The sequence below is a fragment of the Streptomyces sp. HUAS 15-9 genome (assembly GCF_025642155.1).
GTDB lineage: Bacteria > Actinomycetota > Actinomycetes > Streptomycetales > Streptomycetaceae > Streptomyces.
Map to the genome: position 1 here is coordinate 476097 of NZ_CP106798.1, position 20044 is coordinate 496140.

25 protein-coding genes and 2 pseudogenes are annotated in these 20044 nt (G+C 68.9%); 16 read left to right on the forward strand and 11 right to left on the reverse strand.

What is annotated here, in order from left to right; translation table 11 throughout:
- Window positions 1-9: 9 nt before the first annotated feature.
- From N8I87_RS02045 to N8I87_RS02065, 5 genes are all read right to left on the reverse strand, one after another.
- Window positions 10-771, reverse strand: a complete 762-nt coding sequence (locus N8I87_RS02045) for a DeoR/GlpR family DNA-binding transcription regulator (RefSeq protein WP_263204966.1) — start codon at window positions 769-771, stop codon at window positions 10-12.
- A gap of 152 nt (window positions 772-923) precedes the next feature.
- Complete coding sequence (locus tag N8I87_RS02050; RefSeq protein ID WP_263204967.1) at window positions 924-1136, reverse strand: hypothetical protein; 213 nt, start codon at window positions 1134-1136, stop codon at window positions 924-926.
- A gap of 105 nt (window positions 1137-1241) precedes the next feature.
- Window positions 1242-1637 carry a hypothetical protein gene (locus N8I87_RS02055; protein ID WP_263204968.1) on the reverse strand — a complete coding sequence of 132 codons (396 nt, stop codon included), beginning with the start codon at window positions 1635-1637 and terminating at the stop codon, window positions 1242-1244.
- Window positions 1638-1646: 9 nt separating this feature from the next.
- A complete protein-coding gene (locus N8I87_RS02060; RefSeq protein ID WP_263204969.1) occupies window positions 1647-2216 on the reverse strand; it encodes a hypothetical protein in 570 nt (189 codons plus the stop codon).
- A 452-nt stretch (window positions 2217-2668) separates the two neighbouring features.
- Entirely contained in the window at window positions 2669-3391 is a 723-nt protein-coding gene (locus N8I87_RS02065; protein WP_263204970.1) for an SMI1/KNR4 family protein, read from the reverse strand.
- A gap of 173 nt (window positions 3392-3564) precedes the next feature.
- On the opposite strand from N8I87_RS02065, the gene N8I87_RS02070 reads away from it, so the two are divergent.
- Window positions 3565-4035: a VOC family protein gene (locus N8I87_RS02070; RefSeq protein ID WP_263204971.1), complete on the forward strand. Its 471-nt coding sequence runs from the start codon at window positions 3565-3567 to the stop codon at window positions 4033-4035.
- A gap of 223 nt (window positions 4036-4258) precedes the next feature.
- On the opposite strand, the gene N8I87_RS02075 is transcribed toward N8I87_RS02070, so the two are convergent.
- A complete protein-coding gene (locus tag N8I87_RS02075) occupies window positions 4259-4624 on the reverse strand; it encodes a hypothetical protein (protein WP_263204972.1) in 366 nt (121 codons plus the stop codon).
- 244 nt (window positions 4625-4868) lie between these two features.
- Between N8I87_RS02075 and N8I87_RS02080 the strand changes: the two genes are divergently transcribed.
- The 5 genes and pseudogenes from N8I87_RS02080 (at window position 4869) to N8I87_RS02100 (ending at window position 9452) form a co-directional block, all read left to right on the forward strand.
- Window positions 4869-5519, forward strand: a complete 651-nt coding sequence (locus N8I87_RS02080; RefSeq protein ID WP_263204973.1) for a hypothetical protein — start codon at window positions 4869-4871, stop codon at window positions 5517-5519.
- A gap of 83 nt (window positions 5520-5602) precedes the next feature.
- On the forward strand, window positions 5603-7030 hold the full coding sequence (gene rox, locus N8I87_RS02085; RefSeq protein ID WP_263216273.1) for a rifampin monooxygenase: 1428 nt from the start codon (window positions 5603-5605) through the stop codon (window positions 7028-7030).
- 132 nt (window positions 7031-7162) lie between these two features.
- Window positions 7163-7834 (forward strand): annotated as a pseudogene (locus tag N8I87_RS02090) (hypothetical protein); the annotation flags it as partial.
- Window positions 7835-7908: 74 nt separating this feature from the next.
- Window positions 7909-8940, forward strand: coding sequence for a cytochrome P450 (locus tag N8I87_RS02095; RefSeq protein WP_263204974.1), 1032 nt, complete (start codon window positions 7909-7911; stop codon window positions 8938-8940).
- Entirely contained in the window at window positions 8937-9452 is a 516-nt protein-coding gene (locus N8I87_RS02100) for a hypothetical protein (RefSeq protein WP_263204975.1), read from the forward strand. The genes N8I87_RS02095 and N8I87_RS02100 overlap by 4 nt, the downstream gene beginning before the upstream one ends.
- A 114-nt stretch (window positions 9453-9566) precedes the next feature.
- Here the strand turns inward: N8I87_RS02100 and N8I87_RS02105 are convergent, their stop codons facing one another.
- Window positions 9567-9761 (reverse strand): hypothetical protein, encoded by a 195-nt coding sequence (locus N8I87_RS02105; protein ID WP_263204976.1) that lies wholly within the window; start codon window positions 9759-9761, stop codon window positions 9567-9569.
- 92 nt (window positions 9762-9853) lie between these two features.
- A complete protein-coding gene (locus N8I87_RS02110; RefSeq protein ID WP_263204977.1) occupies window positions 9854-10387 on the reverse strand; it encodes an NTPase in 534 nt (177 codons plus the stop codon).
- A gap of 70 nt (window positions 10388-10457) precedes the next feature.
- Here N8I87_RS02110 and N8I87_RS02115 point away from each other — a divergent pair, with 70 nt between their 5' ends.
- Window positions 10458-10910 carry a YbhB/YbcL family Raf kinase inhibitor-like protein gene (locus tag N8I87_RS02115; protein ID WP_263204978.1) on the forward strand — a complete coding sequence of 151 codons (453 nt, stop codon included), beginning with the start codon at window positions 10458-10460 and terminating at the stop codon, window positions 10908-10910.
- 94 nt (window positions 10911-11004) lie between these two features.
- Here N8I87_RS02115 and sph read toward each other — a convergent pair whose 3' ends face one another.
- Window positions 11005-11988: a sphingomyelin phosphodiesterase gene (sph, locus tag N8I87_RS02120; protein WP_263204979.1), complete on the reverse strand. Its 984-nt coding sequence runs from the start codon at window positions 11986-11988 to the stop codon at window positions 11005-11007.
- 180 nt (window positions 11989-12168) lie between these two features.
- On the opposite strand from sph, the gene N8I87_RS02125 reads away from it, so the two are divergent.
- Window positions 12169-12501, forward strand: coding sequence for a hypothetical protein (locus N8I87_RS02125; RefSeq protein ID WP_263204980.1), 333 nt, complete (start codon window positions 12169-12171; stop codon window positions 12499-12501).
- 16 nt (window positions 12502-12517) lie between these two features.
- Here N8I87_RS02125 and N8I87_RS02130 read toward each other — a convergent pair whose 3' ends face one another.
- Window positions 12518-13366 carry an NmrA family NAD(P)-binding protein gene (locus N8I87_RS02130; RefSeq protein ID WP_263204981.1) on the reverse strand — a complete coding sequence of 283 codons (849 nt, stop codon included), beginning with the start codon at window positions 13364-13366 and terminating at the stop codon, window positions 12518-12520.
- Complete coding sequence (locus N8I87_RS02135) at window positions 13363-13791, reverse strand: nuclear transport factor 2 family protein (RefSeq protein ID WP_263204982.1); 429 nt, start codon at window positions 13789-13791, stop codon at window positions 13363-13365. Before N8I87_RS02135 ends, N8I87_RS02130 begins: the two co-directional genes overlap by 4 nt.
- A gap of 88 nt (window positions 13792-13879) precedes the next feature.
- Between N8I87_RS02135 and N8I87_RS02140 the strand changes: the two genes are divergently transcribed.
- The 8 genes and pseudogenes from N8I87_RS02140 to N8I87_RS44245 all read left to right on the forward strand — a co-directional run.
- A complete protein-coding gene (locus N8I87_RS02140; RefSeq protein WP_263204983.1) occupies window positions 13880-14494 on the forward strand; it encodes a TetR/AcrR family transcriptional regulator in 615 nt (204 codons plus the stop codon).
- Between the two features lie 246 nt (window positions 14495-14740).
- Window positions 14741-15079: an antibiotic biosynthesis monooxygenase family protein gene (locus tag N8I87_RS02145; protein ID WP_263204985.1), complete on the forward strand. Its 339-nt coding sequence runs from the start codon at window positions 14741-14743 to the stop codon at window positions 15077-15079.
- The gene (locus N8I87_RS02150; RefSeq protein ID WP_263204986.1) at window positions 15076-15963 is read left to right on the forward strand and encodes an NAD(P)-dependent oxidoreductase; all 888 of its coding nucleotides are present in this window, start codon (window positions 15076-15078) and stop codon (window positions 15961-15963) included. The genes N8I87_RS02145 and N8I87_RS02150 overlap by 4 nt, the downstream gene beginning before the upstream one ends.
- On the forward strand, window positions 15960-16958 hold the full coding sequence (locus tag N8I87_RS02155) for an amidohydrolase family protein (RefSeq protein WP_263204987.1): 999 nt from the start codon (window positions 15960-15962) through the stop codon (window positions 16956-16958). Before N8I87_RS02150 ends, N8I87_RS02155 begins: the two co-directional genes overlap by 4 nt.
- The gene (locus tag N8I87_RS02160; protein WP_263204988.1) at window positions 16955-18196 is read left to right on the forward strand and encodes a cytochrome P450 family protein; all 1242 of its coding nucleotides are present in this window, start codon (window positions 16955-16957) and stop codon (window positions 18194-18196) included. Before N8I87_RS02155 ends, N8I87_RS02160 begins: the two co-directional genes overlap by 4 nt.
- 217 nt (window positions 18197-18413) lie before the next feature.
- A complete protein-coding gene (locus N8I87_RS02165; protein ID WP_263204989.1) occupies window positions 18414-19553 on the forward strand; it encodes an inorganic phosphate transporter in 1140 nt (379 codons plus the stop codon).
- 44 nt (window positions 19554-19597) lie between these two features.
- On the forward strand, window positions 19598-19828 hold the full coding sequence (locus N8I87_RS02170; RefSeq protein WP_263204990.1) for a hypothetical protein: 231 nt from the start codon (window positions 19598-19600) through the stop codon (window positions 19826-19828).
- Window positions 19768-19926 (forward strand): annotated as a pseudogene (locus N8I87_RS44245) (RNA polymerase subunit sigma-24); the annotation flags it as partial. The gene N8I87_RS02170 and the pseudogene N8I87_RS44245, both read left to right, overlap by 61 nt.
- Window positions 19927-20044: the final 118 nt, after the last annotated feature.

Consider the following 20044-nt stretch of genomic DNA (forward strand, 5'->3'; position numbering starts at 1 on the left):
GGCAGGAGCTCAGACCCGGATGACGTTGGGTCCGTGCAGGGAGTAGCGATGAGCTTCGGCGACGGGCAGGCCGGTGTCGGTGATGATGGTTTCGAAGTCGCCGATCCTGGCGAATCGGCAGAAGCTCTGCGCTCCGAATTTAGTGTGGATTCCGACCAGCATCCGGCGATGGGAACTGCGGATCGCCTGGGCTTTGACGTCGGCCACCACCGGGTCGGGTGTGGTGAGGCCGGCGTCGCGGGAAATGCCGTTGGCTCCCAGGATCGCCAGGTCGATGACGAAGCCGGACAGCATCTGGTTGGTCCAGGATCCGACGGTGGCCAGGGTGCGGCCGCGGACCTTGCCGCCGAGCAGCAGCACCGTGGCCTGGGAGGCTTCCGCCACCGCCGCTGCGGTGGGCAGGGAGGCGGTCACCACGGTCAGATTCCGGTCGGAGGGCAGCAGGTCGGCGATGAGGCGGTGGGTGTAGCCCTCGTCGATGAACACCGTCTCCGCCTCGCCGAACAGGTGCACGGCGGCGGCGGCGATACGGCGCTTGTCCTCCACATGGTGAGTCTCACGCTGGGCCAGCGAGGTCTCGAACCCGGCGCTCTCCACCGGGTAGGCACCGCCGTGGCTCCTGCGGACCAGACCGCCCCGCGCGAGTTCGTTCAGATCCCTGCGGATCGTCTCCGGCGCCACCCGGAAGTCGGCGGCCAGGGCGGACACCTCCACTCTTCCGCTTCGGCGGGCGAGAGCCAGGATCCGATGCTGTCGCTCTTCGGCTTTCACGCGCAAGCACCTCCCTGGTGTTCCCGTTCGGGCGAACATGGCCCGTTTGTTTCGGCCATGGATTTATATCGCCGTACTTCACCGGGTGAGGCGCCCGTTCCTTCGTGGATATTGCCCGATTGGGTGTGCGCACCGGATGGGGTTCGTGCAGGTCAACGCATTGCGAATGGCATGATCGCCATCTCCTGCCAACCGAATCGGGTGGCTACGGTGCCCGAATCCACGACAGCCGCGAGCCGGACGACGCTCGTCCGGGTCGTCCGAGGCGGCAGTCGGCGGTCGGCGGTATCGATGACGAAGAGGCCGGTCTCCAGGGCTGCGGCGGCGGTGGCGGCCCGCTCCGCGCCGTCGGCCGGAAGGATCACGGCGCGAATACGGCGCGGCTGGTCGAAGCGATGGTGATCGACCGTTCGGTCACTTCTGGGCCGATGACCCGGCCGTGGTCAGACAGCTCCACGGGGAGCGCTCTGTCAGGGCAGCGCCCGCTGAAGATCCACCAGCATGCTCCGGGCCAGCTCGGCCGCTCCGCTTCCCGCGCCGGCCGCGGCCCCGGTGACCGCTCCGACGGCGATGACGGACAGCGCGTTCCTGATACGGGACACCAAGACGCGCAGGCGCCCCTCGTCGGGCTGCCCGTTCGCCACCTCGTCAAGGATTGCCTCGGCGTCCTGACGTACCGTCCCCTCGCCCTCGGGGGAAAGCCCCAGGCGCTCCAGACCCGTCAGCAGCGCTCGCATCGTGTCCGCCAACTGCGGCACGGGCTCGCCACCCGTGATGTACTGGTGCTGCACCACATCACGGTTGCCGATGGCGAACTGACTTCCGCTGACCGGCCCGAAGAACTGCGGCCCGCCCGTCCCGGCCATCGTGCCTCCTCAGGCTACGTCGAGGGTGTCCAACTGGAGCCGTGCGGACTTGAGTTGTTCGACCGCGGCCGATGTCTTCCTGCCGGCCGGCGAGTCCTGCGGGTACCTGGACCCGTGCAGCACGGCGATGATGCCGTCCAGAGCCGCCCCGATACGAGCCCGGTCGGGGGACGTGCAGCCCAGTTCATGGTTGATCGCCGCGACCGTTCGCCTGATCTCGTCCTCGGCCGTGCTGCCGAGCTGCATTTCGGGGAGTTCGGCTTCGAGCGTGGCCATGGCAGACCGTACTGCTTGACAAGCAGCCTTGATCTGCTGCGCCGTGGGGCTCGAGGCAAACTGGTAATTCGCGGATTGAACATGCGCCTCAGGCACGCCCGTTCGCCGCTCCCAGCCCGGGAAGTTCGCACGCAGGAATGCGTCCCGATCAGCCATGAGTTCTTCACGGAACTTGCTGGCCGCTTCCTCGATTTCGCTCTTGAAATCCGTCTGCGCCTGCGCCTGCGTCTGCGTCTGCGTGACGTCCCTGTTGTTGATGGCCCAGATGGTGTTGTCCACCGAGCCGTGGATGGTGATGTTCACGGACCCACCCGGGGAGGACGATTCGATCCGAGGCCGCTCGAAGTAGGGTTCGGGCCACCGCGTCGCGGCCTCCTGCCGCAGCGCCTCTTGACGCCCGCCCGGGACCTGACGTGCGTGGGTGTCCATGGACGACGGCTCGTGGGACGTGCCCTTGGGCACCGACACATGCCGCGTCACGCCTCGCCACGTCGGCTGTTCGATACGTGCCGTCTGCGTCTGCCGTGTCCGAAACACTTGCATGATGACATCCCCCGTTCCGCACCACGTCCCTAAAGCGTAGTGGCACAGTCGGGCGGGGCAATCCTTTTTCAACGAAAGTGACGCGCCGAATACTTACCGACCAGCAAATAGCACTTCGTTGTCGATATCATCTCTCGACACTCGGACACCAGATTCCCCAATACCCCGATCACCAGACTTGCCGACGTCCGCCATCAGCGGCGGGCAAGCAGTCAGCAAACCCAGGAACCGGGGAGGTCCGCACGGATGACCTCAAGGTCGCCAACCGCGCACCCGCGTGCGTGGACCCAGCAGTGGTCCTGCAGGCCATCCCGGCGCAGCAATCGGCCAGGGGCCGCATACCAGCGTACGGGTGAGTCCTCCTCGCTCGCCCACATCGCATAGTCAGGCAGTTCGACCCGGGCGTAGCGAGCGTGGAGGCGCGGCACCAGCGCGTCCGGTAGCTCGCAGGCGTCGTACAGGGTGTCGTGTCCGAAGAGCGACTCGCTCAGCACCATCTCGACCCACGCCAGGGACATCCGGTCGAGGAAGGGCATCCAGCCCTGGTGCGATTCCACCACCACCGGAGGGTCGTCCTCCTCGATCTGAGCGAGGGGAATCGCCCACGACGCGCAATCCTGATTCTCGCGGCGGAAGACCAGGACGCCTCCCAAGGCGTCGTCGACGTAGAGCCCGGCCGGAGGTACCAAGGGGTCCTGCTGTCGGGTCAGGTCGTCTCGACGACCCAGAAGTGCGTATCCCTCCCACAGGGCAGCGGGGAGTTCGAAGCCGAGGTCGCTCTCCGCGGCTCTCAACTCGTCCACGGAGCAGCCGTCTTCGGACTGCAGAGGGCGGCCGATCCACTCCCCGACGAACCGGCGCACGAAGCCCCAGGCCTCCGAGCGGCCGGTCACCCCGCCGCCCAGTACCACCGACACGTCAGGACCATCCAGCATGCAGAGGAGGCTACGCTCGCCGGGGCCGGAACCTCGCCTCGGAACCAGTGTGAGGAGGTGGGGGCAGGGAACGCGTCCGCTGTTCGGATGGTCAGCGAAGACCACCGATGAGTTCCGCCGACCGGGCAGGTCTACCGGACGTACGCCATCGAGACGCCGACTGGAGACCCACCATGACCAGACCCGCACACCCCGGCCGCATGCTGTTCGTGAACATCCCCGTAGCGGACCTCGAGCTCAGCAAGGCATTCTTCGCCAAGCTCGGGTTCAGCTTCAACCCGATGTTCACCGACGAGACCTCCGCCTGCATGCTGGTCGGCGAGCACGCCTTCGTCATGCTGCTCAGCCGTGAGAAGTTCGCGGAGTTCGCGAAGCTGCCGATGGCCGATCCCACCACGCACACGCTGGCGCTGTACTGCTTCAGCGTGTCATCCCGCGACGAGGTCGATACGGTCAGCGCCGCTGCGCTCGCGGCGGGCGGCTCCGAGGCGGATGGCGCCGAGGACTACGGCTTCATGTACTCACGCAGCTTCTTCGACCTCGACGGCCACGGCTGGCAGGTCATGTGGATGGACCCGGCGGCGGCGGAGCAGGGCCCCAAGACGTTCGCGGCCTCCACTCAGGACACCGACGCCCCGGCCTGACCCATCACCACGTAAGGCACATGCGCCGTTGTCGTGCCGTACGGGCAGCAGCGAGCCGCTTCGGCGAGATCATCGGGTAGGTAGTCGTGGTCGTAGGCCTTGTGTACGACCACGACATACCACTCGCCTACCAACTGTGTTGGTGCTGAGCGGGGCTACGCACAGGGCCCTTCACCTGTGTTCATGGCGAGCCGACTGATCCGGACCAACTCGCTACACCGCTTCAGGAGGGCGGGCAGCCGAACCAGTGGACCGTGTCGTTGTGGGAGGTGTAGCCCATGCACCTGACGGTGCTGTCGTGCAGGGTCTTGGTCCGGGCAACGCCTTCGTCCAGATGCTCCGACTTGTAATAGGTCTCCACGAGGGTGTCGATCTCGATGCTGTACCAGCGGCGCTTGTTGTTCGGGATGCTGCAGTTGTGGCCGATCACGTCGGTGCCGGGCCCCTCGTGCCACATGTCCCGTTCGGCGCGGTCGCAGTACGCCCTGCCGGTGGCGTTGGCGGTGCCGGCACTGGTGCCGAGCAGGGCCGTCGCGCCCATGGCCACCGCCGCGGCAGCGCCGAACAGGCGCTTGAGAGTGAGATTCATCGATTGGTCCTCCTGCCAGCCGTGGTGACGGTCGGGAGTCCCCACGTCACCTTAAGGTGATGATCACACTTATCCGGGTTATCCGGCCCGGCAGCCGAAGGCGCAGTCCCCCGACCCGGTGACGTCGGTGCTGCCAATGCAGCAGGCCGCGGTCGCGCCCTCGGCCGACCCCCGTACGGGCCTCGGTTCGTGCCGGGGCGTACGTTCGGCCCATGACGCTCTTCACGGAATCACCGGTGGCCCGGTGAGCGGCTGGTGGTCCTACCTGGAGGATCAGACCCGCCTGAAGGTCGATGCGCATGTGCTGCGCGACCGTCGGCTGGTCGCGGTCAAGGCCGTGTGGGACACCCTGCGCCCGCTCGGGCTGGGCGTGATCGACGCGGAACGGGTGGTCCACCCGCGCTACGAGGTCCTCGGCGATCGCGTGAGGCACACACAGCCCGATCCGCTCGACGTCACCTCACTCGCGGCCCGTGCTGCCGCCCACCCGGGCCGGGTGGGCGCGATCGAGGCCCTCCGGGACGGCGACACTGTCCACAACTGGTTCGTACTCCTGGTCGCGGTCCTCGAGGACCCGTCCGGGAAAGGCCACCTGGCGACCGTCCACCACCGCACCGACGGGCCTCGGCCGGGGCCGCCGCCGACAGGGCAGGACGGGAACTGGCCCACCTCCTCGGCGTACCGTTCCACTTCGCCTCCCCGGACGTCCCTGACGACGAGGCGTCGCGATGGCGAACGGTCCGGCGTCTGTCTGAAGGCCCGTCATCGGGAGCGCAAGCGGATCTCGGGTAGGCCCGCAGGCGGTTCCGACCGGGGACGAGCCCCAGGTGTGTTCGGCGGGAGGCAAAGACAAAGGCAAGGAGGTCACCCACTCCTTGCCACTCTCAACGTATAGCGCTCAGGGGGCCTTGCGGCAAGGCCCCGGTCGTGCCGCACAATCTCCGGCCGAAGCCAGAACCTGCGGACATGGGGGACTTGATGATCGACGTGATCGTTGCCGGTGGCGGACCGACCGGCTTGATGCTGGCCGGAGAGCTGCGGCTGCACGGGGTGAAGGTGCTCGTGCTGGAGAAGGAAGCAGAGCCGGCCCCGTATGTCCGGGCGCTGGGCCTGCATGTGCGCAGCATCGAGGTGATGGATCAGCGCGGTCTGCTGGAGCGGTTCCTCGCGCACGGCAAGCAGTACGGGGTCGGCGGCTTCTTCGCCGCCATGGTCAAGCCCGCGCCCGAACAGCTGGACACCATGCACGGCTACGTTCTCGGCATCCCGCAGACCGTCACCGATCGCCTGCTGGCCGAGCACGCCGTCGCTGTCGGCGCCGAGATCCGGCGCGGCTGCGAGCTGGTCGGGCTGAGCCAGGACGAGCACGGGGTGAGTGTCGAGCTGGCCGACGGCACGCGGCTGCGCTCGCGCTTCCTCGTCGGCTGCGACGGCGGCCGCAGCACGGTGCGCAAGCTGCTCGGCGTCGGCTTCCCCGGCGAGCCGACCAAGGTCGAGACGCTGCTGGGCGAGATGGAGGTGGGCGTACCGCCGGAGGAGGTCGCCGCCGTGGTGGCCGAGGTCCGCGAGACTCACAAGCGGTTCGGTCTCGGGCCCTTCGGGGAGGGTGTGTACCGCGTCGTCGTACCCGCCGACGGGCCGGCCGAGGACCGCTCGGTCCCGCCGACACTCGAGGAGTTCAAGCACCAGCTGCGGGCATACGCGGGCACCGACTTCGGTGTGCACTCACCGCGCTGGCTGTCCCGCTTCGGTGACGCCACTCGGCTGGCGGAGCGCTACCGGGTCGGCCGGGTGCTACTGGCCGGCGACGCGGCGCACATCCACCCGCCGACCGGCGGGCAGGGGCTCAACCTCGGCATCCAGGACGCGTTCAACCTCGGCTGGAAACTGGCCGCCGAGGTGGGCGGCTGGGCACCGGAGGGGCTGCTGGACAGCTACCACACCGAACGGCACCCGGTGGCCGCCGACGTGCTGGCCAACACCCGCGCGCAGATGGAGCTGCTGTCCCCCGAGCCGGGTCCCCGGGCAGTGCGCCGACTGCTGTCGGAACTGATGGACTTCGAGGAGGTGAACCGGTACCTCATCGAGAAGATCACTGCGATCGGGGTCCGCTACGACTTCGGCGAGGGCCATGACCTGCTCGGTCGGCGGATGCGGGACATGGAGCTGAAGCGGGGGCGCCTGTACGCCCTGATGCACGGCGGCCGCGGACTGCTGCTGGACCAGACCGGTCGGCTCTCGGTGGCGGGCTGGGCGGATCGCGTCGACCACGTCGTCGACGTCAGCGAGGACCTGGACGTGCCGGCGGTTCTGCTGCGGCCGGACGGCCATGTGGCGTGGGTCGGTGAGGATCAGCAGGATCTGCTCGGCGAGCTGCCCAAGTGGTTCGGCGCCGCCGCCCGCTGAGCGCGTGCCCGCGCCCATTCCACGCCCAAGCACCGGAGGCACACTCTCCGGTTGCATACCGGGAACGGTCGGTCACCTTCTGTTCACCTGAGGAACCGGGGAACGTGGGATTTTGGGAGCACGCTCCCCCGCGTGAGACGAATCGCGGGCATAGTCCTCGCGGTCCTGCTGATCGGTGGCGTGGTGGCCGCCGTCGTCGCGGGGCGGCATGGTGAGGACAAGGGCACGGCAACGAAGACCGTGCGTGGAGTGATCGGATCGGAGAAGGCCGAGTTCTTCGCCGATCCCGACGTGGTGAAGGCCCTGGCCGCCAAGGGCTTCACCGTGAAGGCGGAGGCGTCCGGGTCCTGGGCCATGGAGGGCCTGAACCTCAAGGGGTACGACTTCGCGTTCCCGTCCAGCAAGGCGCCCGCCGACCAGCTGGCCGCCAAGTATCACGTGCAGCAGCAGCCGCTGCCCCGGCCGTTCTACTCCCATCGCAGCGCGCCCGACGTGCTCGCGGCCAACGGCCTGGCCGTGCTCGACGGGAAGAGCCGGGGCACGCTGAAGATGGGCGCGTATCTCGATGCCGCCCGGCACAACCGCACCTGGCAGCAGCTCAAGGGGGCCTTTGCCCATGGCGAGTTGACCGGCACGCTGTACGTCGCGAGCACCGACCCAAAGTCCTCCGACTCGGGTGCGCTGTACCTCGCCGCCGCGGCCTATGTCGCGAACGGCGGCAAGGTGGCCGCGGGCTAGGCGGACGTCGACCGCACCGCGCCCCTGCTGCACCAGTTGGTCAGCGTCCAGGGCGCCCAGCAGTCGCGGGCGCGCTGATCGCCCCGCCGGGGCGGCCGGCCCTGCCGGACTTCCCGAGCCCGTCGGCGCAACTGGACGCGGTGCGCGAGGACTTCAAGAAACTCGGCGGCTATCTCACCGATGTCGACCTGCTGGTCGAGGACTTCGCAATGCCGCTGCCGGGCACCGTGATCACTGAGCTCCTCGGGGTACCCGTGGCGGACCGGCACGACTTCCAGCACTGGACCGACGACATGACCAGGCGCGCCGTGGAACCGCCGGACCCGGCCATCGTGGACGGAGCCTGGCGGCACATGCGCTCGTACCTCACCGAGCTACTGGCGGCCAAACGAGCCCGGCCGGGCGACGACCTGCTCAGCGCGTTGATCGTCGCCCGCGACGAGGAGCAGCGGTTGGACGAGGACGAGCTCATCGCCATGGCGTTCCTGCTGCTGGTGGCGGGATACGTCACCACGGTCAATCTGATCGGCGGCGGCATCGCCGCGCTGCTCGCCCACCCCGACCAGCTGCGGATGCTGCGGGACGATCCGGCGCTGCTGCCGGACGCGATCGAGGAGTTCCTCCGCTACGACGGGCCGGTCAACCCCGGCATCGCCCGGTTCGCGCGCGAGGACATCGAGATCGCGGGCGTGACGATATCGCGCGGAGCGACCGTACTGGTCGCCTCCGCCATCGCCGACCGCGATCCGGAGCGGTTCCCCGATCCCGACCGCCTGGACATCGGCCGCCGGGACAACGCACACCTCGCGTTCGGACACGGCATCCACTACTGCCTGGGGGCACCGCCGGCCCGGCTGGAGGGACAGGTCGCCATCGCCGCCGTCCTGCGCCGCCTCCCCCGTCTTGAACCGGCCGTGCCGCCACGGCGAACCCCACTGGCGGCCCGGTGGCCTGCGCGGCCCCGAGCACCTGCCCGTCACCTTCGTCCCCGGCGGCCCGGCTCCGGCCTCCACCACCCCTGCACCCCCTACGGGAACGCCCGTCGCCACCGCCACCCCACAACCCGTACCGCCCTCTGGCGGACACGCGTAGACCTCGGGCACCATCTCCCTGCACCGCCTGCCCAGCCGCTCCAGAGGAAGCACGGCCAATCGCAGGAAGGGTTCCCATGAAGGCCAGCCGGATCACGAAAGCCCGCGCCGCCCTGACCGCACTCACCCTCGTCGTAGCCCCCGGTGTCGCCGTCCTCGGCACCGCCACCGATGCCTTCGCCGTCACCAAGATCAGCCACGCCACCGCCACCCAGATGTTCCGCCAGGTCGGCATCACATGGTCGTCCTCGGGCAACTGCTCCGACCGCAACAACCCGGCGTGTACGTCCTTCGAGCAGCTCAACCTCGCCACCGCCCAGGGCGCCCAGACCCTCAAGCGCGCCAGCGGCTGCGCCCTCAACATCACCGGCGGCACGGAAACCGGTCACGCCTCCGGCACGTACTCCCACTGGAACGGCTACAAGCTCGACTACAGCAAGTACGCCTGCGTCGGGAACTACATCAAGAACAACTTCACCTACATCGGCCTGCGCGGCGACGGCGCCCCACAGTGGCGCTCCGGCTCCGGAAACATCTACGCCGACGAGGGCAGCCACTGGGACGTCCTCTACTACAACTGCGGCGGCTGCTGACCGGCCCGCACCCACTGCCGATCGTCCCCGCCGTGACGGTCGCCCCTGCCGTGGCGGGGGCCGCCGTCACGGCGGTGGGGGCACGAACACCGCGGGCCGATGGCAGCTCCAGGACTACATGTCAGGCGACGGAGCACGGGCGGCGAGCTCCGCCGCGAAGTGCCGGGCCCGCGCACCCCAGTCATGGTCCATCGTGCCGAAATGCTGCAGCACCTCGACCAGTTGGTACGCCTCGGACTCGGTCAGCAAGGGCAGACGGGGCTCGATGCGATCCGGCAGGTCGGAGACATCAGCCAGTAGATCATCCATACCCCACTCAACCGGCCGTCTGAGCGGGGGTTACGGGCTGACGTGGCAGACAGGGCAGATATGGAAATCCCGGCCGTCGTGGTGGGCCCGCGTCATGGCCCTTCAAGCCGTGCTGCCAGTTCCCCGGGGAGGGAGTCCCTATTGGACCGGGTCACCTGGACGAGCGCGATGTCAGGGCGCCGTTTGAGGGTGTCCGTGAACGGATCGCTGTGCGCGTGCACCGTGGCGACGACGTCGATGTCGGACGCGAACACGTCCCGGACCGTGTCCAGGAACGCGTCGGATGCCAATTCCATTCGCCCGAGCTCGTCGATCAGCACAAGATCTCCATGGGCAGGATCCGATGCCGCTGACCTGAGCGGCGGCAGCGCGAGCCGCTCCAGGACACCCAGATCGACGCCGTACCGTCCCACCCGTGGTGGTCCCGGGAAGTCGACATGGGCGAACACGGCTCGCAGACCGCCCTCCAGCGTTTCCAGCGCGAAACCGCTCCGGGTACCGCCGTGCCGGATCTCCTCCGTGATGAAGCCGACGGCCCTGCGGGTGCGCAGTAGCGCGGCCAATCGGCGGACAACGGTTGTCTTGCCCGTGCCCGGGCGTCCCTCTAGCAGGATTCTCGTCGGCATACTCGGCCAATGGGGTGTTCGGCCCGGCCGGGCTGTTGCCGGCCAGGCTGTTGCGGGTAGGGCCGCGCGCATGAGTGGAATCGAGTTCACGAGCGCGGCTTTCGGCGACCATACGGCAATCCCTCGACACCACAGCGGGGAAGGCGACGACGTCTCGCCACCATTGACCTGGTCGGGGGTACCGGACGGAACAACAGAGTTGGTTCTGCTCTGCGAGGACCCCGACGCCCCGAGCGGCACGTTCCTGCACTGGCTGGTCACCGGTATCGATCCGGGGAGTACGGGTACGGCTGAGGGGGAGCCGCCTCCCGGCGGCCAGGAGTGGCCCAACGGTTTCGGCCGGACGGGCTGGGGCGGTCCGATGCCTCCACCCGGGCACGGAGAGCACCGCTACTTCTTCCGTCTGTGGGCCCTGTCGGAGGCACTCCCCCTGCACGGCCGGCCGACAGCCGACGCGGTACATCGCGCCGTGAAGGGCAGAGAGCTGGCGAGCGGCACGCTGATGGGCACGTACCAACGCTGACCGCCGCCGGCATGGCCCTGGTCTCGGCACTCGGTACTCGGCTCGACCGTGCGCGGGGCCACGAGCCCGCCGGCGGCAGCGCTCCTACGGACTCCTATCCGGCGTACGCCCGCAGCGGGTAGTGGTCCGAGAGGTTCGTGTACGTGTACGACGTCCCCCAGCTCGTGACCGTCCAGGGCGCCGACTGCTCCTTGACGACCTCGTTGTGCCAGCCTGCCGGGCGGGCATGACCGGCGCGGTTGAGCACGTAGTCGAGGTCCTCACGCGGGTCGTCCGGGTAGCGGTAGCGGGCGATGGAGTTGTCCTGCGTGTCGAAGGAGTACGGGTGCCCCGTGCGCGCGTCGGCACCGACGACGCCGGCGTCGTTCAGCAGTGACGTGTACTCCGCGCTGCGCGAGTCGACGTTGAGGTCGCCGGCGACCAGCACCTCTTCGTCGGCGGGGATGTTCTTCGCGTCCAGGAAGGCGTCGATGGCCTTGAACTGGCGGCTGCGCATCATCGCCGCTTCCCCCGCGTCGCAACCTGGATCCGTGGACTGCGCGTGCGTACCGACCACGTGCACCTTGGTGCCGTTCACGTTCAGGACGACATATGCGAAGCCCTTGTTGGACCACCAGTCCGCACCGCACGCGTCCTTGTAGACGTACTGCTCCTTGTGCAGGATCGGCCACTTGCTCAGCACGGTGACGCCGCCGTCCTCGGGCGTGACGGCCGAGTACGCCCCGCCGGTCGCGTCCCAGCCGCTCTTGCTGCGGCCCACCACCGGTGTCTGGTACGGGTATTCCGTCGCGGCGGCACTCTTGAGCGCGTCGGACGAGGAGTTGTCGAAGGCTTCCTGCAGCACGACCACGTCGTTGCCGTGGAAGAACGACGTCTTCGGGATCTCGGCTGCCCGGTGGTCCTGGCCCCAGTTCGGGTACAGGTTCTTGCTCATGAGGAAGACGTTGTACGTCAGAACCTTCAGCGCCGGCGCCGGTCCGGCAGCCGCCGCCGGTGCGGAACCCGCAAGTGCCGCCGTGGGCAGCGCGAGGGCGAGCACGGCCGCCCCGAGAACACGGCGGGGTACGAATCGCGTCACTGGATCTCCCTGTGGGTGAAGGGGGTTGAGTGGCGCCGCACATCAAACCATCTGGGATTACCCATAGGTAACAGTCATGCGGGCAACATGTGACTCACAGCCGAGGAGGCAGGGAGTCCGGTTGCGTTGCGGATGCGTAGGGCAGGGGTGATGTCAGACCCCGATGAGAGTCTGTCCGGCATGGAGACACCCGCAGCGCCCGACAACGGGGATGAGGAGCACGCCGTCATCGCATACTTCCGGCTTGCCGATGACGGCTTCGGCGACGCCTACCAGCGCGAGTTGGTCTACGAGGCCGAGGAGGCGATGGCGACAGCGGCCGAAGAGGCCGGCATCGGGGAGGTTGACGGCAATGAGTTCGGAGGCGGTGAGGCCGTGGTGTACGCCTACGGTCCCGATGCCGACGCCCTCTTCAAGGTCATGGAGCCGACTCTGCGCGGTCTGCCGTTCAGGCCGGCACACGTCATCCTCAGGGGCGGAAACGGCGAAGTGCGGGTGGATCTGTCACCCTGACCGGGTGTCGGCGCACTCACCCGCCCCGTGTCAACTCCCGTTCCGCGACCGCACGGAAGCTGTGTGGCGGGCGGCCGGTCAGGCGCCCAACGGTGTCGGTCGTTCTGTCCTCGGCTCCGCGGGAGATGGCGCGGTCCATGTCGGCCAGCATGGCAGCGAACTCCAGCGGTATGGATGCGGCCAGGCGGTCACGCAGTTGTTCGTATGTCAGGTTGTGGTGGGCCACGGGGCGGCCGGTGACTTCGGTGACGACGGCGGCGACATCGTCGTGGCTGAGCGCCTCCGGCCCGGTCAGCACCAGGTCGGTGTCGGGTGCCGGGTCGTCGTCCAGGGCACGTACGGCGACGGCGGCGATGTCGTCGGCGTCGACGAACCCGACTCTGCCTGACCCGGCCGCGGTCAGGATGGTGCCGTGTTCACGGATGCTGCGGCCGTGGACGTGGGTGCCGGTGAAGTTCTGCATGAACCAGGAGGGCCGTAGCACCGCCCACTGGTGGAACAGACCGCGCAGGGCCTGGTGCACCGCTCCGACTCCCGGGCCCCCTTCGGGGACGGCCGAGGAGCTGAGGAGTACGGCGCGGTGCGCGCCGGCGGCGCGGGCCTGTCGCAGGAAGGGGAGCATGACCGCGGCCGGGTTCGTGTCACCGACCGGCGGGACGAGGTAGAGGCGGTCGGCTCCGGTGAGGGCGTCGGCGTAGGTGGTGGGGTCGTACCAGTCGAAGCGGACCGGTTCCGCGCCCGGGAGCGGGCCGGCGCGACGACTGGCGGCCTTGACGCGGTGGCCCGCGGCGATCAGCCGAGCGGCGGTTCGGCTGCCGGTGGTGCCGGTCGCTCCGATGACAAGGGTGGTGCGGGTGGCGGTCATCGGGCGCTGCTCCCGGTGAAGTCCGTGCCGGATTCCTGGACGGCGAGAGGGTTCCAGTAGTCGCGGTAGGAGGTGAAGCGTCCGTCCTCGACGGTCACGACAGCGATGTAGGTCATGTCGAAGGGCCCGCCTGTCGCGACCCAGCGGCCCACGCCGCGCATTTCCACCACGATGGTCCCGGGGTCGGTGGTCTGGTGGATCCGCAGGTCGGGGAAGTCGTGCAGGTCGATGTGGTCGGGGTGGTCGCGCATATGGGCGGCGATGGATTGTCGGCCCTCCAACCGCTGGGGCAGGCCCGGGGGCGCGAAGGGGAATTCCATGACGCCGTGCTCGGCCCACAGGCCGACCCAGGCGGGAATGTCCTTGTCCAGGAGCAGGCGCAGGCTGTGGCGGTAGAGATCTGCTGGTGAGGTGCTTTCGGGCATGAGGCTCTCCATCCCGTACGATACGGACCGCTGGTCCGTTTCAGTGAAAGATACGGACCGGCGGTCCGGATTGCAATCGGAGGTACCCATGCCCGACCGCAAGCCACGCAAGGACGCGGCCCGTAACCGGGCGGCCGTCTTCGAGGCCGCCGACACCCTCTTCACCCGGTGCCGGAGTCCCGAGGAAGTCACCATGGCCGACATCGCGGCAGCGGCGGGCGTCGGCAAGGGAACGCTCTTCCGTGCCTTCGGCGATCGCACCGGGCTGATCCGCGCGCTGTACGAGGCACGGCTCGAACCGATCCGGAACGCCGTCGAAGAGGGCCCGCCGCCCCTGGGGCCCGCCACTGCGCCTCCTGTTCGCGTACCGGCCCTGCTCGACGCCGTCCTGTGCTTCAAGCTCGACAACCGCCACCTCGCCCTGGCCCTGGAGCAGACCGGCGCGGACAGCCCCTACCGCACCGAGCACTACGAGCGCTGGCACGCCCTGCTCCGGGACCTGCTGGAGCAGACCCCGGGGCGGGGCGGCGCCGGCTTCGCCGACTTCACCGCCCACGCACTGCTCGCCGCCACCCGGGCCGACCTCGTCGCGTACCTGGCCGGCGAGAAGGGCGCGTCCCGCGAGGAACTGCGAGAGCAGTTGGCGGACTTCACCGCTTCGGTCCTCGGCACGGATGCGGGAGACGTCACCCGACGGAGATAGCCGACCCTGCCGATCCGGTGCAGTCCGAGTAATTCGGACGGGGGGTAGAGGTACCCATTCGGACGCGGCCATCCGCGTCTGGCGGCCGGGAAGTTCGGAGCCCCTCATCACTCACCCGAACGGCCCTACTGCGGAGCGTAAACCCCTTGTCCCAACTGGCTTGTCCCCCATTCGGAGTTGCGTCCGCACGGGGGACATGAGTCCGTGGGTGTCGTGTCCCACCGGATCTCACCGTCAGGAGGAGACATGGACACGAGGCAGAAGGGCCACTCGGCCGACAAGCTGTGCGTCGTTTTCACGGTCCGTGTGATCGAGGGCGGCGAGCAGGGCTTCCTGGATCTGTACGACCAGATCCGCAAGTCCGTGGCCAGCACTCCCGGCCACATCGTCGAGAGGCTGGGAGCGCCCGTCGACGACTCCCGTCAGTGGGTCATCACCAGCGAGTGGAAGACCGCCGAGGACTTCTTCAAGTGGCAGCAGAGCAAGGAGCACCGCGAGCTGGTGGCTCCGCTGCGCCAGTGGGTCGACTCGACGCAGTCGCTGCGGTTCCGGGTCGTCAAGGAGACCAAGGGAGCGATGTCATGACGCGTATCGCCAACGGCCCCGTCGCCGTCCTCGGTCTCGGCACGATGGGTTCCGGCCTCGCCACCCGCCTCCTCGAACAGGGCATACGGGTCCGGGTCTGGAACCGTACCGCCGAGCGGGCCGGTCCGCTCGCCGAGGCGGGCGCCCACGTCGCCGACCACCCCGCCGACGCCATCGAGGGTACGACCGCGGCCATCTGCGCCGTCGCCGACAGCGAAGCCCTCGGCACCGTGCTCCACGGTCCGGACGGCGTGCTGGCCGAGGGGCCCTACCCCGGTGTCCTGATCTGCACCAGCACCGTCGCGCCCGAAGAGATCGTCCAAGTCGCCGGGGACATCCCCTCGGTTCTGGACGTCGGCATGCTCGGCAACGCCGACCACGCCCGCGACGGAGAGCTGCGGCTGTTCGTCGGCGGCGAGGAGAGCACGTACGACGCCTGCCGCCCGCTGCTGAAGATGCTGGGCAAGGAGGTCGTCCATCTGGGCGAACTCGGGTCCGGCATGCGGATGAAACTGTGCCTCAACCTGCTCATGGGCATCGAGGTGCAGGCCCTGGCCGAGGCCACCGAACTGGCGGCGGCCTCCGGGCTCGACCGGCAGCTGGTCCTCAAGACGATCGCGGGCAGCGGTTTTGCCTCGCCGGTCATGGCGTTCAAGTCCCGGCGCCTGGTCTCCGGCCGCTTCGAGGAGCCGGACTTCCGGCTGCGGCTGATGGCGAAAGACCTCATGCTCGCTTCCAAGCAGGCAGCAGCAGCCGGCCTGAGCCTGCCGCTGGTGACCGCCGCGGCAGAGACCCACGTCCGCGCCGCCGAGCAAGGACTGGGCGACCAGGACTGTGCCGCGGTCACCCGCGCACTCACACCGAAACCGGGACACGAAACGTGATCATTGACATCCACGGGCATCTCTCCCCGCCGGAGGCGGCCAAACGCTTCCCCATGCCCCCGAGCCTGACCGACGTCGACGGCATGCTCGCCGCTCGAGCCGAGGCCGGGATCGACCTCACCATCATCGGCAGCCCTGTCGGCGCCGGAGCGATGGCGCGGGTTCCGGGCGTGGACAACTACGCGCAACCACGAGACCGGCTGCGCAGTTTCCACGCCTGGATGTCGGGGCTGATCGCCAGGTTCCCGGACCAGTTGCGCGGCTATGTGTACGCCAACCCGTTCGGTGACGACGATCACCTCGAAGGGGTGCGGGAGACTCTCGCGGACCCGGCCTTCGTCGGCCTGATCACCACGTCCAGCGTCCGCGGGGAGCTGCTCGGCTCCCCGCGTGCCGACTCCTTCTTCGCGCTGGCCGCAGAGGCGCGGGTGCCGGTCCTGGTCCATGCCCCGGCCGAACCGGTCGGCACGGAACGGGTCGACGAGATCGGCTTCGTCGAGCAGATCGGCCGGTTCGGCGACGTCACCGTCGGCATGGCCATGATCGCGTTCGCGGGATGGCTGGACAAGTACCCGGAACTACGGCTGATCGGCGCGACCGGCGGCGGCGCGATGGCGCTGCTGCCGGAGCGCCTGCAAACGGCGGCGCGCCCCCGGCACTGGGGCGGGGGCGCGCCGCCCGCCGGCCGCCCCGGGGCGGCCCCCGCTCCGCCGCTGGCCAAGGGGCTGACGGCCATTGAGCCGACGGCGGATCCGGCCGCGGCACTGCAGCGCATGTACGTCGACACAAGCCCGTTCAGTTCCGCGCATCTGAGCCTGAACGCGGAGGTGCTGGGGCCCGAGCGGATGCTGTTCGGCACCGATTCACCACCGTTGGCCGCGCCGCTGGAGGAGCTCATCCGCATGATCGAGAAGCTGCCGGTCGACAAGGCGTCCCAGCAGCTCATCCTCGGCGGCAACGCCGAGGATGTCTTCGACCTCAGGAGCCGTCCGTGACCACCACGCAAGACGCCGTCACCGCGGCCGAACGCTGCACCCCGGAGTTCCGGCGCGATCCTCACTCGGTCTACGCCCTGCTGCGCGACACGGCGCCGGTCTGCCCCATGAGACCGCCGCACGGCAACGAGACGTACCTGATCACCCGGTACGAGGACGCACGGGCGGCGCTGTCGGATCCGCGGTTGAGCAAGGACATGTACGGGGCCATGGACGCCTACAGGAGGATCTTCGGGGACTCGTCCGTCGCGCTGGACGACAACATGCTCAACTCCGACGCGCCCAAGCACACGCGGCTGCGCCGACTGGTCAACTCCGCGTTTACCCCGCGGCGCGTGGAGGCTCTTCGGCCGAAGATCCAGGAGATCGTCGGGAGCCTGCTCGATGATTGCCCGGCCAGCAAGCCCTTCGACCTGCTGCCGGCGTTCGCGTTCCCGCTGCCGATCATCGTGATCTGCGATCTGCTCGGTGTGCCGCCGCAGGAGCGGTCGCGGATGCAGAATCTGTCCTCCACGGTGGCGCAGAGCGGATTCGACGAGGAGGCCAAGCGGGCCCAGCAGCAGGCCGAGGAAGATCTGCACGCGTGCTTCACGGAGCTCATCGCCGCCAAGCGGAGCCGCCCGGGTGACGATCTGCTGAGTGCGCTCATCGCAGCCCGGGACGACGACGGCGGGCTCACCGAGAGCGAGCTGGTCTCCACGGCGTTCCTGCTGATGTTCGCGGGTCACAAGACGACCGCGTACCTGATCGGCAACTCGGTCCACCACCTGCTGTCCCACCCCGACCAGCTCCGCGCCGTGCGGGAGAACCCGGATCTGATCCGGGCGGCGGTCGAGGAACTGGTGCGCTACGACGGCTCCGTGGAGACCGCGACGTTCCGTTACGCGACCGAGGACGTGGAGTACGGCGAGACACGGATCCCGAAGGGTGCCCTGGTGCAGATCGCGATCAGTTCGGCCAACCGCGATCCGCTGAAGTTCGACGACCCGGACAGGCTGGATGTGCTGCGGCCGGGAAACGCGCAGGATGCCCATCTGGGGTTCGGGCACGGCAGCCACTACTGCCTGGGTGCCCCGCTGGCCCGGCTCGAGACGCAGCTGGCCCTCACCATCCTGTTCGACCGGTTCCCCGGCGTGAGGCCGGCCGAACCCCTCGGCGAGGCACGGTGGTTGGAGGTTCCCTTCCCGGCCTTCCGTGGCCTCGCGGAGCTGCCTGTCGTACTCGATCCCTCGGGGTGACCCACACCGAAGGGCCGGAGGCAGGGCTGTCCCGTCGGGCGGCCCTGCCCTTCCTCTTCACCCCACGAGTCCTCTTCACCCCATGAGCTGAACCCCAGGCGTGAGCTGCCCCTCACGGTCGCGGGCCGGTAGGACGCCGCTTAGCGTGGAAGACAAGACGCGTCCGAGCTGAGACGGCGGGCGGGCGCGGGTCCGGCCTGCCTCGGGAGGTTTCCCAGTGGGTACCGTCTCGTTTCTCCTCGTCGTAGTCATTCTGACGGCACTGGCCTTCGACTTCACCAACGGCTTCCACGACACGGCCAACTCGATGGCGACATCGATCGCCACGGGGGCCCTGCAACCCCGTGTGGCCGTCATCATCGCGGGGGTGCTCAATCTGGCGGGCGCGTTCCTGTCCACGGAGGTCGCCAAGACCATCTCCGGCGGCATCGTGGACGACGCCAAGGTGTCCCTGGTGATGATCTTCGCCGGACTCGTCGGCGCGGTCCTCTGGAACCTCATGACCTGGCTCGCCGGACTGCCGTCGAGTTCGTCGCACGCGCTGTTCGGGGGGCTGATCGGCGCTGTGTGGGTGGGCGCCGGGGGATCCGCGGTGCAATTCGGGGCGATCGTCGAGAAGATCTTGATCCCTGCCGTCCTGTCCCCGATCGTCGCCTGTGTCGTGGCAGTGCTGGCGACCTACTTCGCGTACATCATCACGCGGCGCACGGCTCCCGGTCAGGCGCGCAGCGGATTCCGCAGGGGCCAGATCGGTTCGGCGTCGCTGGTCGCGCTGGCACACGGCACCAATGACGCGCAGAAGACCATGGGCGTCATCACCCTGGCCCTCATCTCCGCCGGGGTGCTCACCCACGGTTCCGGGCCGCCCTGGTGGGTGGTGCTCACCTCCGGGCTGGCGATCGCGCTCGGCACCTACACGGGCGGCTGGCGGATCATCCGCACCATGGGCAAGGGGCTCACCGACATCGAGGCACCGCAGGGCTTCGCGGCCGAGACCAGCGCGACGACCGTCATTCTGGCCTCGTCCCACATGGGCTTCCCGCTGTCCACCACGCAGGTGTGCACCGGCAGCATCCTGGGCGCGGGCCTGGGTCGCAAACTGGCCCAGGTGCGGTGGGGCGTGGCCGGGCGCATCGCCGCGTCCTGGCTGCTCACGCTGCCCTCGGCGGCGGCCATCGGCGGTGTGGCCGCCTGGATCGCCGACCACGGCACGGCGGGCGTGGCCCTGGTGGCCGCCGCCGCCGCGGCCGCGGCGGCCGGGTTCTGGGCCCTGTCGCGCCGCCGCGCCGTGACCCCGGACAACGTCAACGAACTGCCCGCCCGGGTCTCCGAGCACGCGGAGCAGACCGTGGCGTGAGAGCCGGGCGGCCGTCCCGTCCGTCAGTGAAAGGAAGTACGGCGATGAACATCGACTGGGGCGCCTTCGGCGGCGTGTTCGCCGTGAGCCTCGGCATCACGCTGCTCACGGTCGTGTTGTTCTCGCTGGGCATCGCCGCCTGGTCCCGTGACGACGGCGAGGGCGGAGCACGCACCCGCGCCATCCGGACGGCCTCCACCGCGGCAGCGGCGCTGTGCTTCGGGGCGTGCCTGGCGGTGGCGGGCTATGGGCTCGCCCTGATCATCGGCGTGTGACGAAGGGGTTCTCACCGAGACGCACCGAGCCGTTCGTCGCCCACCGCAATCTGTTGTTCACTGTCGCCTACGAGATGCTCAGCTCGGCCGCCGACGCCTGAAACGCCCTGCAGGAGACGTGGTTGGGGTGGGTGGGCGTCGACCATCTCGCATCAGTTGCTCAGGTAAGTTCTGGCGCCGTGCCTCCTCCTGCGCGGCAAAGAGTGGACTGAGGCG

Coding starts and splice junctions, on each gene's coding strand:
- N8I87_RS02055 (WP_263204968.1), bottom strand. CDS start 1,637: ATGGCCGGGACGGGCGGGCCGCAGTTCTTCGGGCCGGTCAGCGGAAGT.
- N8I87_RS02065 (WP_263204970.1), bottom strand. CDS start 3,391: ATGCTGGATGGTCCTGACGTGTCGGTGGTACTGGGCGGCGGGGTGACC.
- N8I87_RS02070 (WP_263204971.1), top strand. CDS start 3,565: ATGACCAGACCCGCACACCCCGGCCGCATGCTGTTCGTGAACATCCCC.
- N8I87_RS02075 (WP_263204972.1), bottom strand. CDS start 4,624: ATGAATCTCACTCTCAAGCGCCTGTTCGGCGCTGCCGCGGCGGTGGCC.
- rox (WP_263216273.1), top strand. CDS start 5,603: ATGATCGACGTGATCGTTGCCGGTGGCGGACCGACCGGCTTGATGCTG.
- N8I87_RS02100 (WP_263204975.1), top strand. CDS start 8,937: ATGAAGGCCAGCCGGATCACGAAAGCCCGCGCCGCCCTGACCGCACTC.
- N8I87_RS02105 (WP_263204976.1), bottom strand. CDS start 9,761: ATGGATGATCTACTGGCTGATGTCTCCGACCTGCCGGATCGCATCGAG.
- N8I87_RS02110 (WP_263204977.1), bottom strand. CDS start 10,387: ATGCCGACGAGAATCCTGCTAGAGGGACGCCCGGGCACGGGCAAGACA.
- N8I87_RS02115 (WP_263204978.1), top strand. CDS start 10,458: ATGAGTGGAATCGAGTTCACGAGCGCGGCTTTCGGCGACCATACGGCA.
- N8I87_RS02125 (WP_263204980.1), top strand. CDS start 12,169: ATGGAGACACCCGCAGCGCCCGACAACGGGGATGAGGAGCACGCCGTC.
- N8I87_RS02130 (WP_263204981.1), bottom strand. CDS start 13,366: ATGACCGCCACCCGCACCACCCTTGTCATCGGAGCGACCGGCACCACC.
- N8I87_RS02135 (WP_263204982.1), bottom strand. CDS start 13,791: ATGCCCGAAAGCACCTCACCAGCAGATCTCTACCGCCACAGCCTGCGC.
- N8I87_RS02140 (WP_263204983.1), top strand. CDS start 13,880: ATGCCCGACCGCAAGCCACGCAAGGACGCGGCCCGTAACCGGGCGGCC.
- N8I87_RS02145 (WP_263204985.1), top strand. CDS start 14,741: ATGGACACGAGGCAGAAGGGCCACTCGGCCGACAAGCTGTGCGTCGTT.
- N8I87_RS02150 (WP_263204986.1), top strand. CDS start 15,076: ATGACGCGTATCGCCAACGGCCCCGTCGCCGTCCTCGGTCTCGGCACG.
- N8I87_RS02170 (WP_263204990.1), top strand. CDS start 19,598: ATGAACATCGACTGGGGCGCCTTCGGCGGCGTGTTCGCCGTGAGCCTC.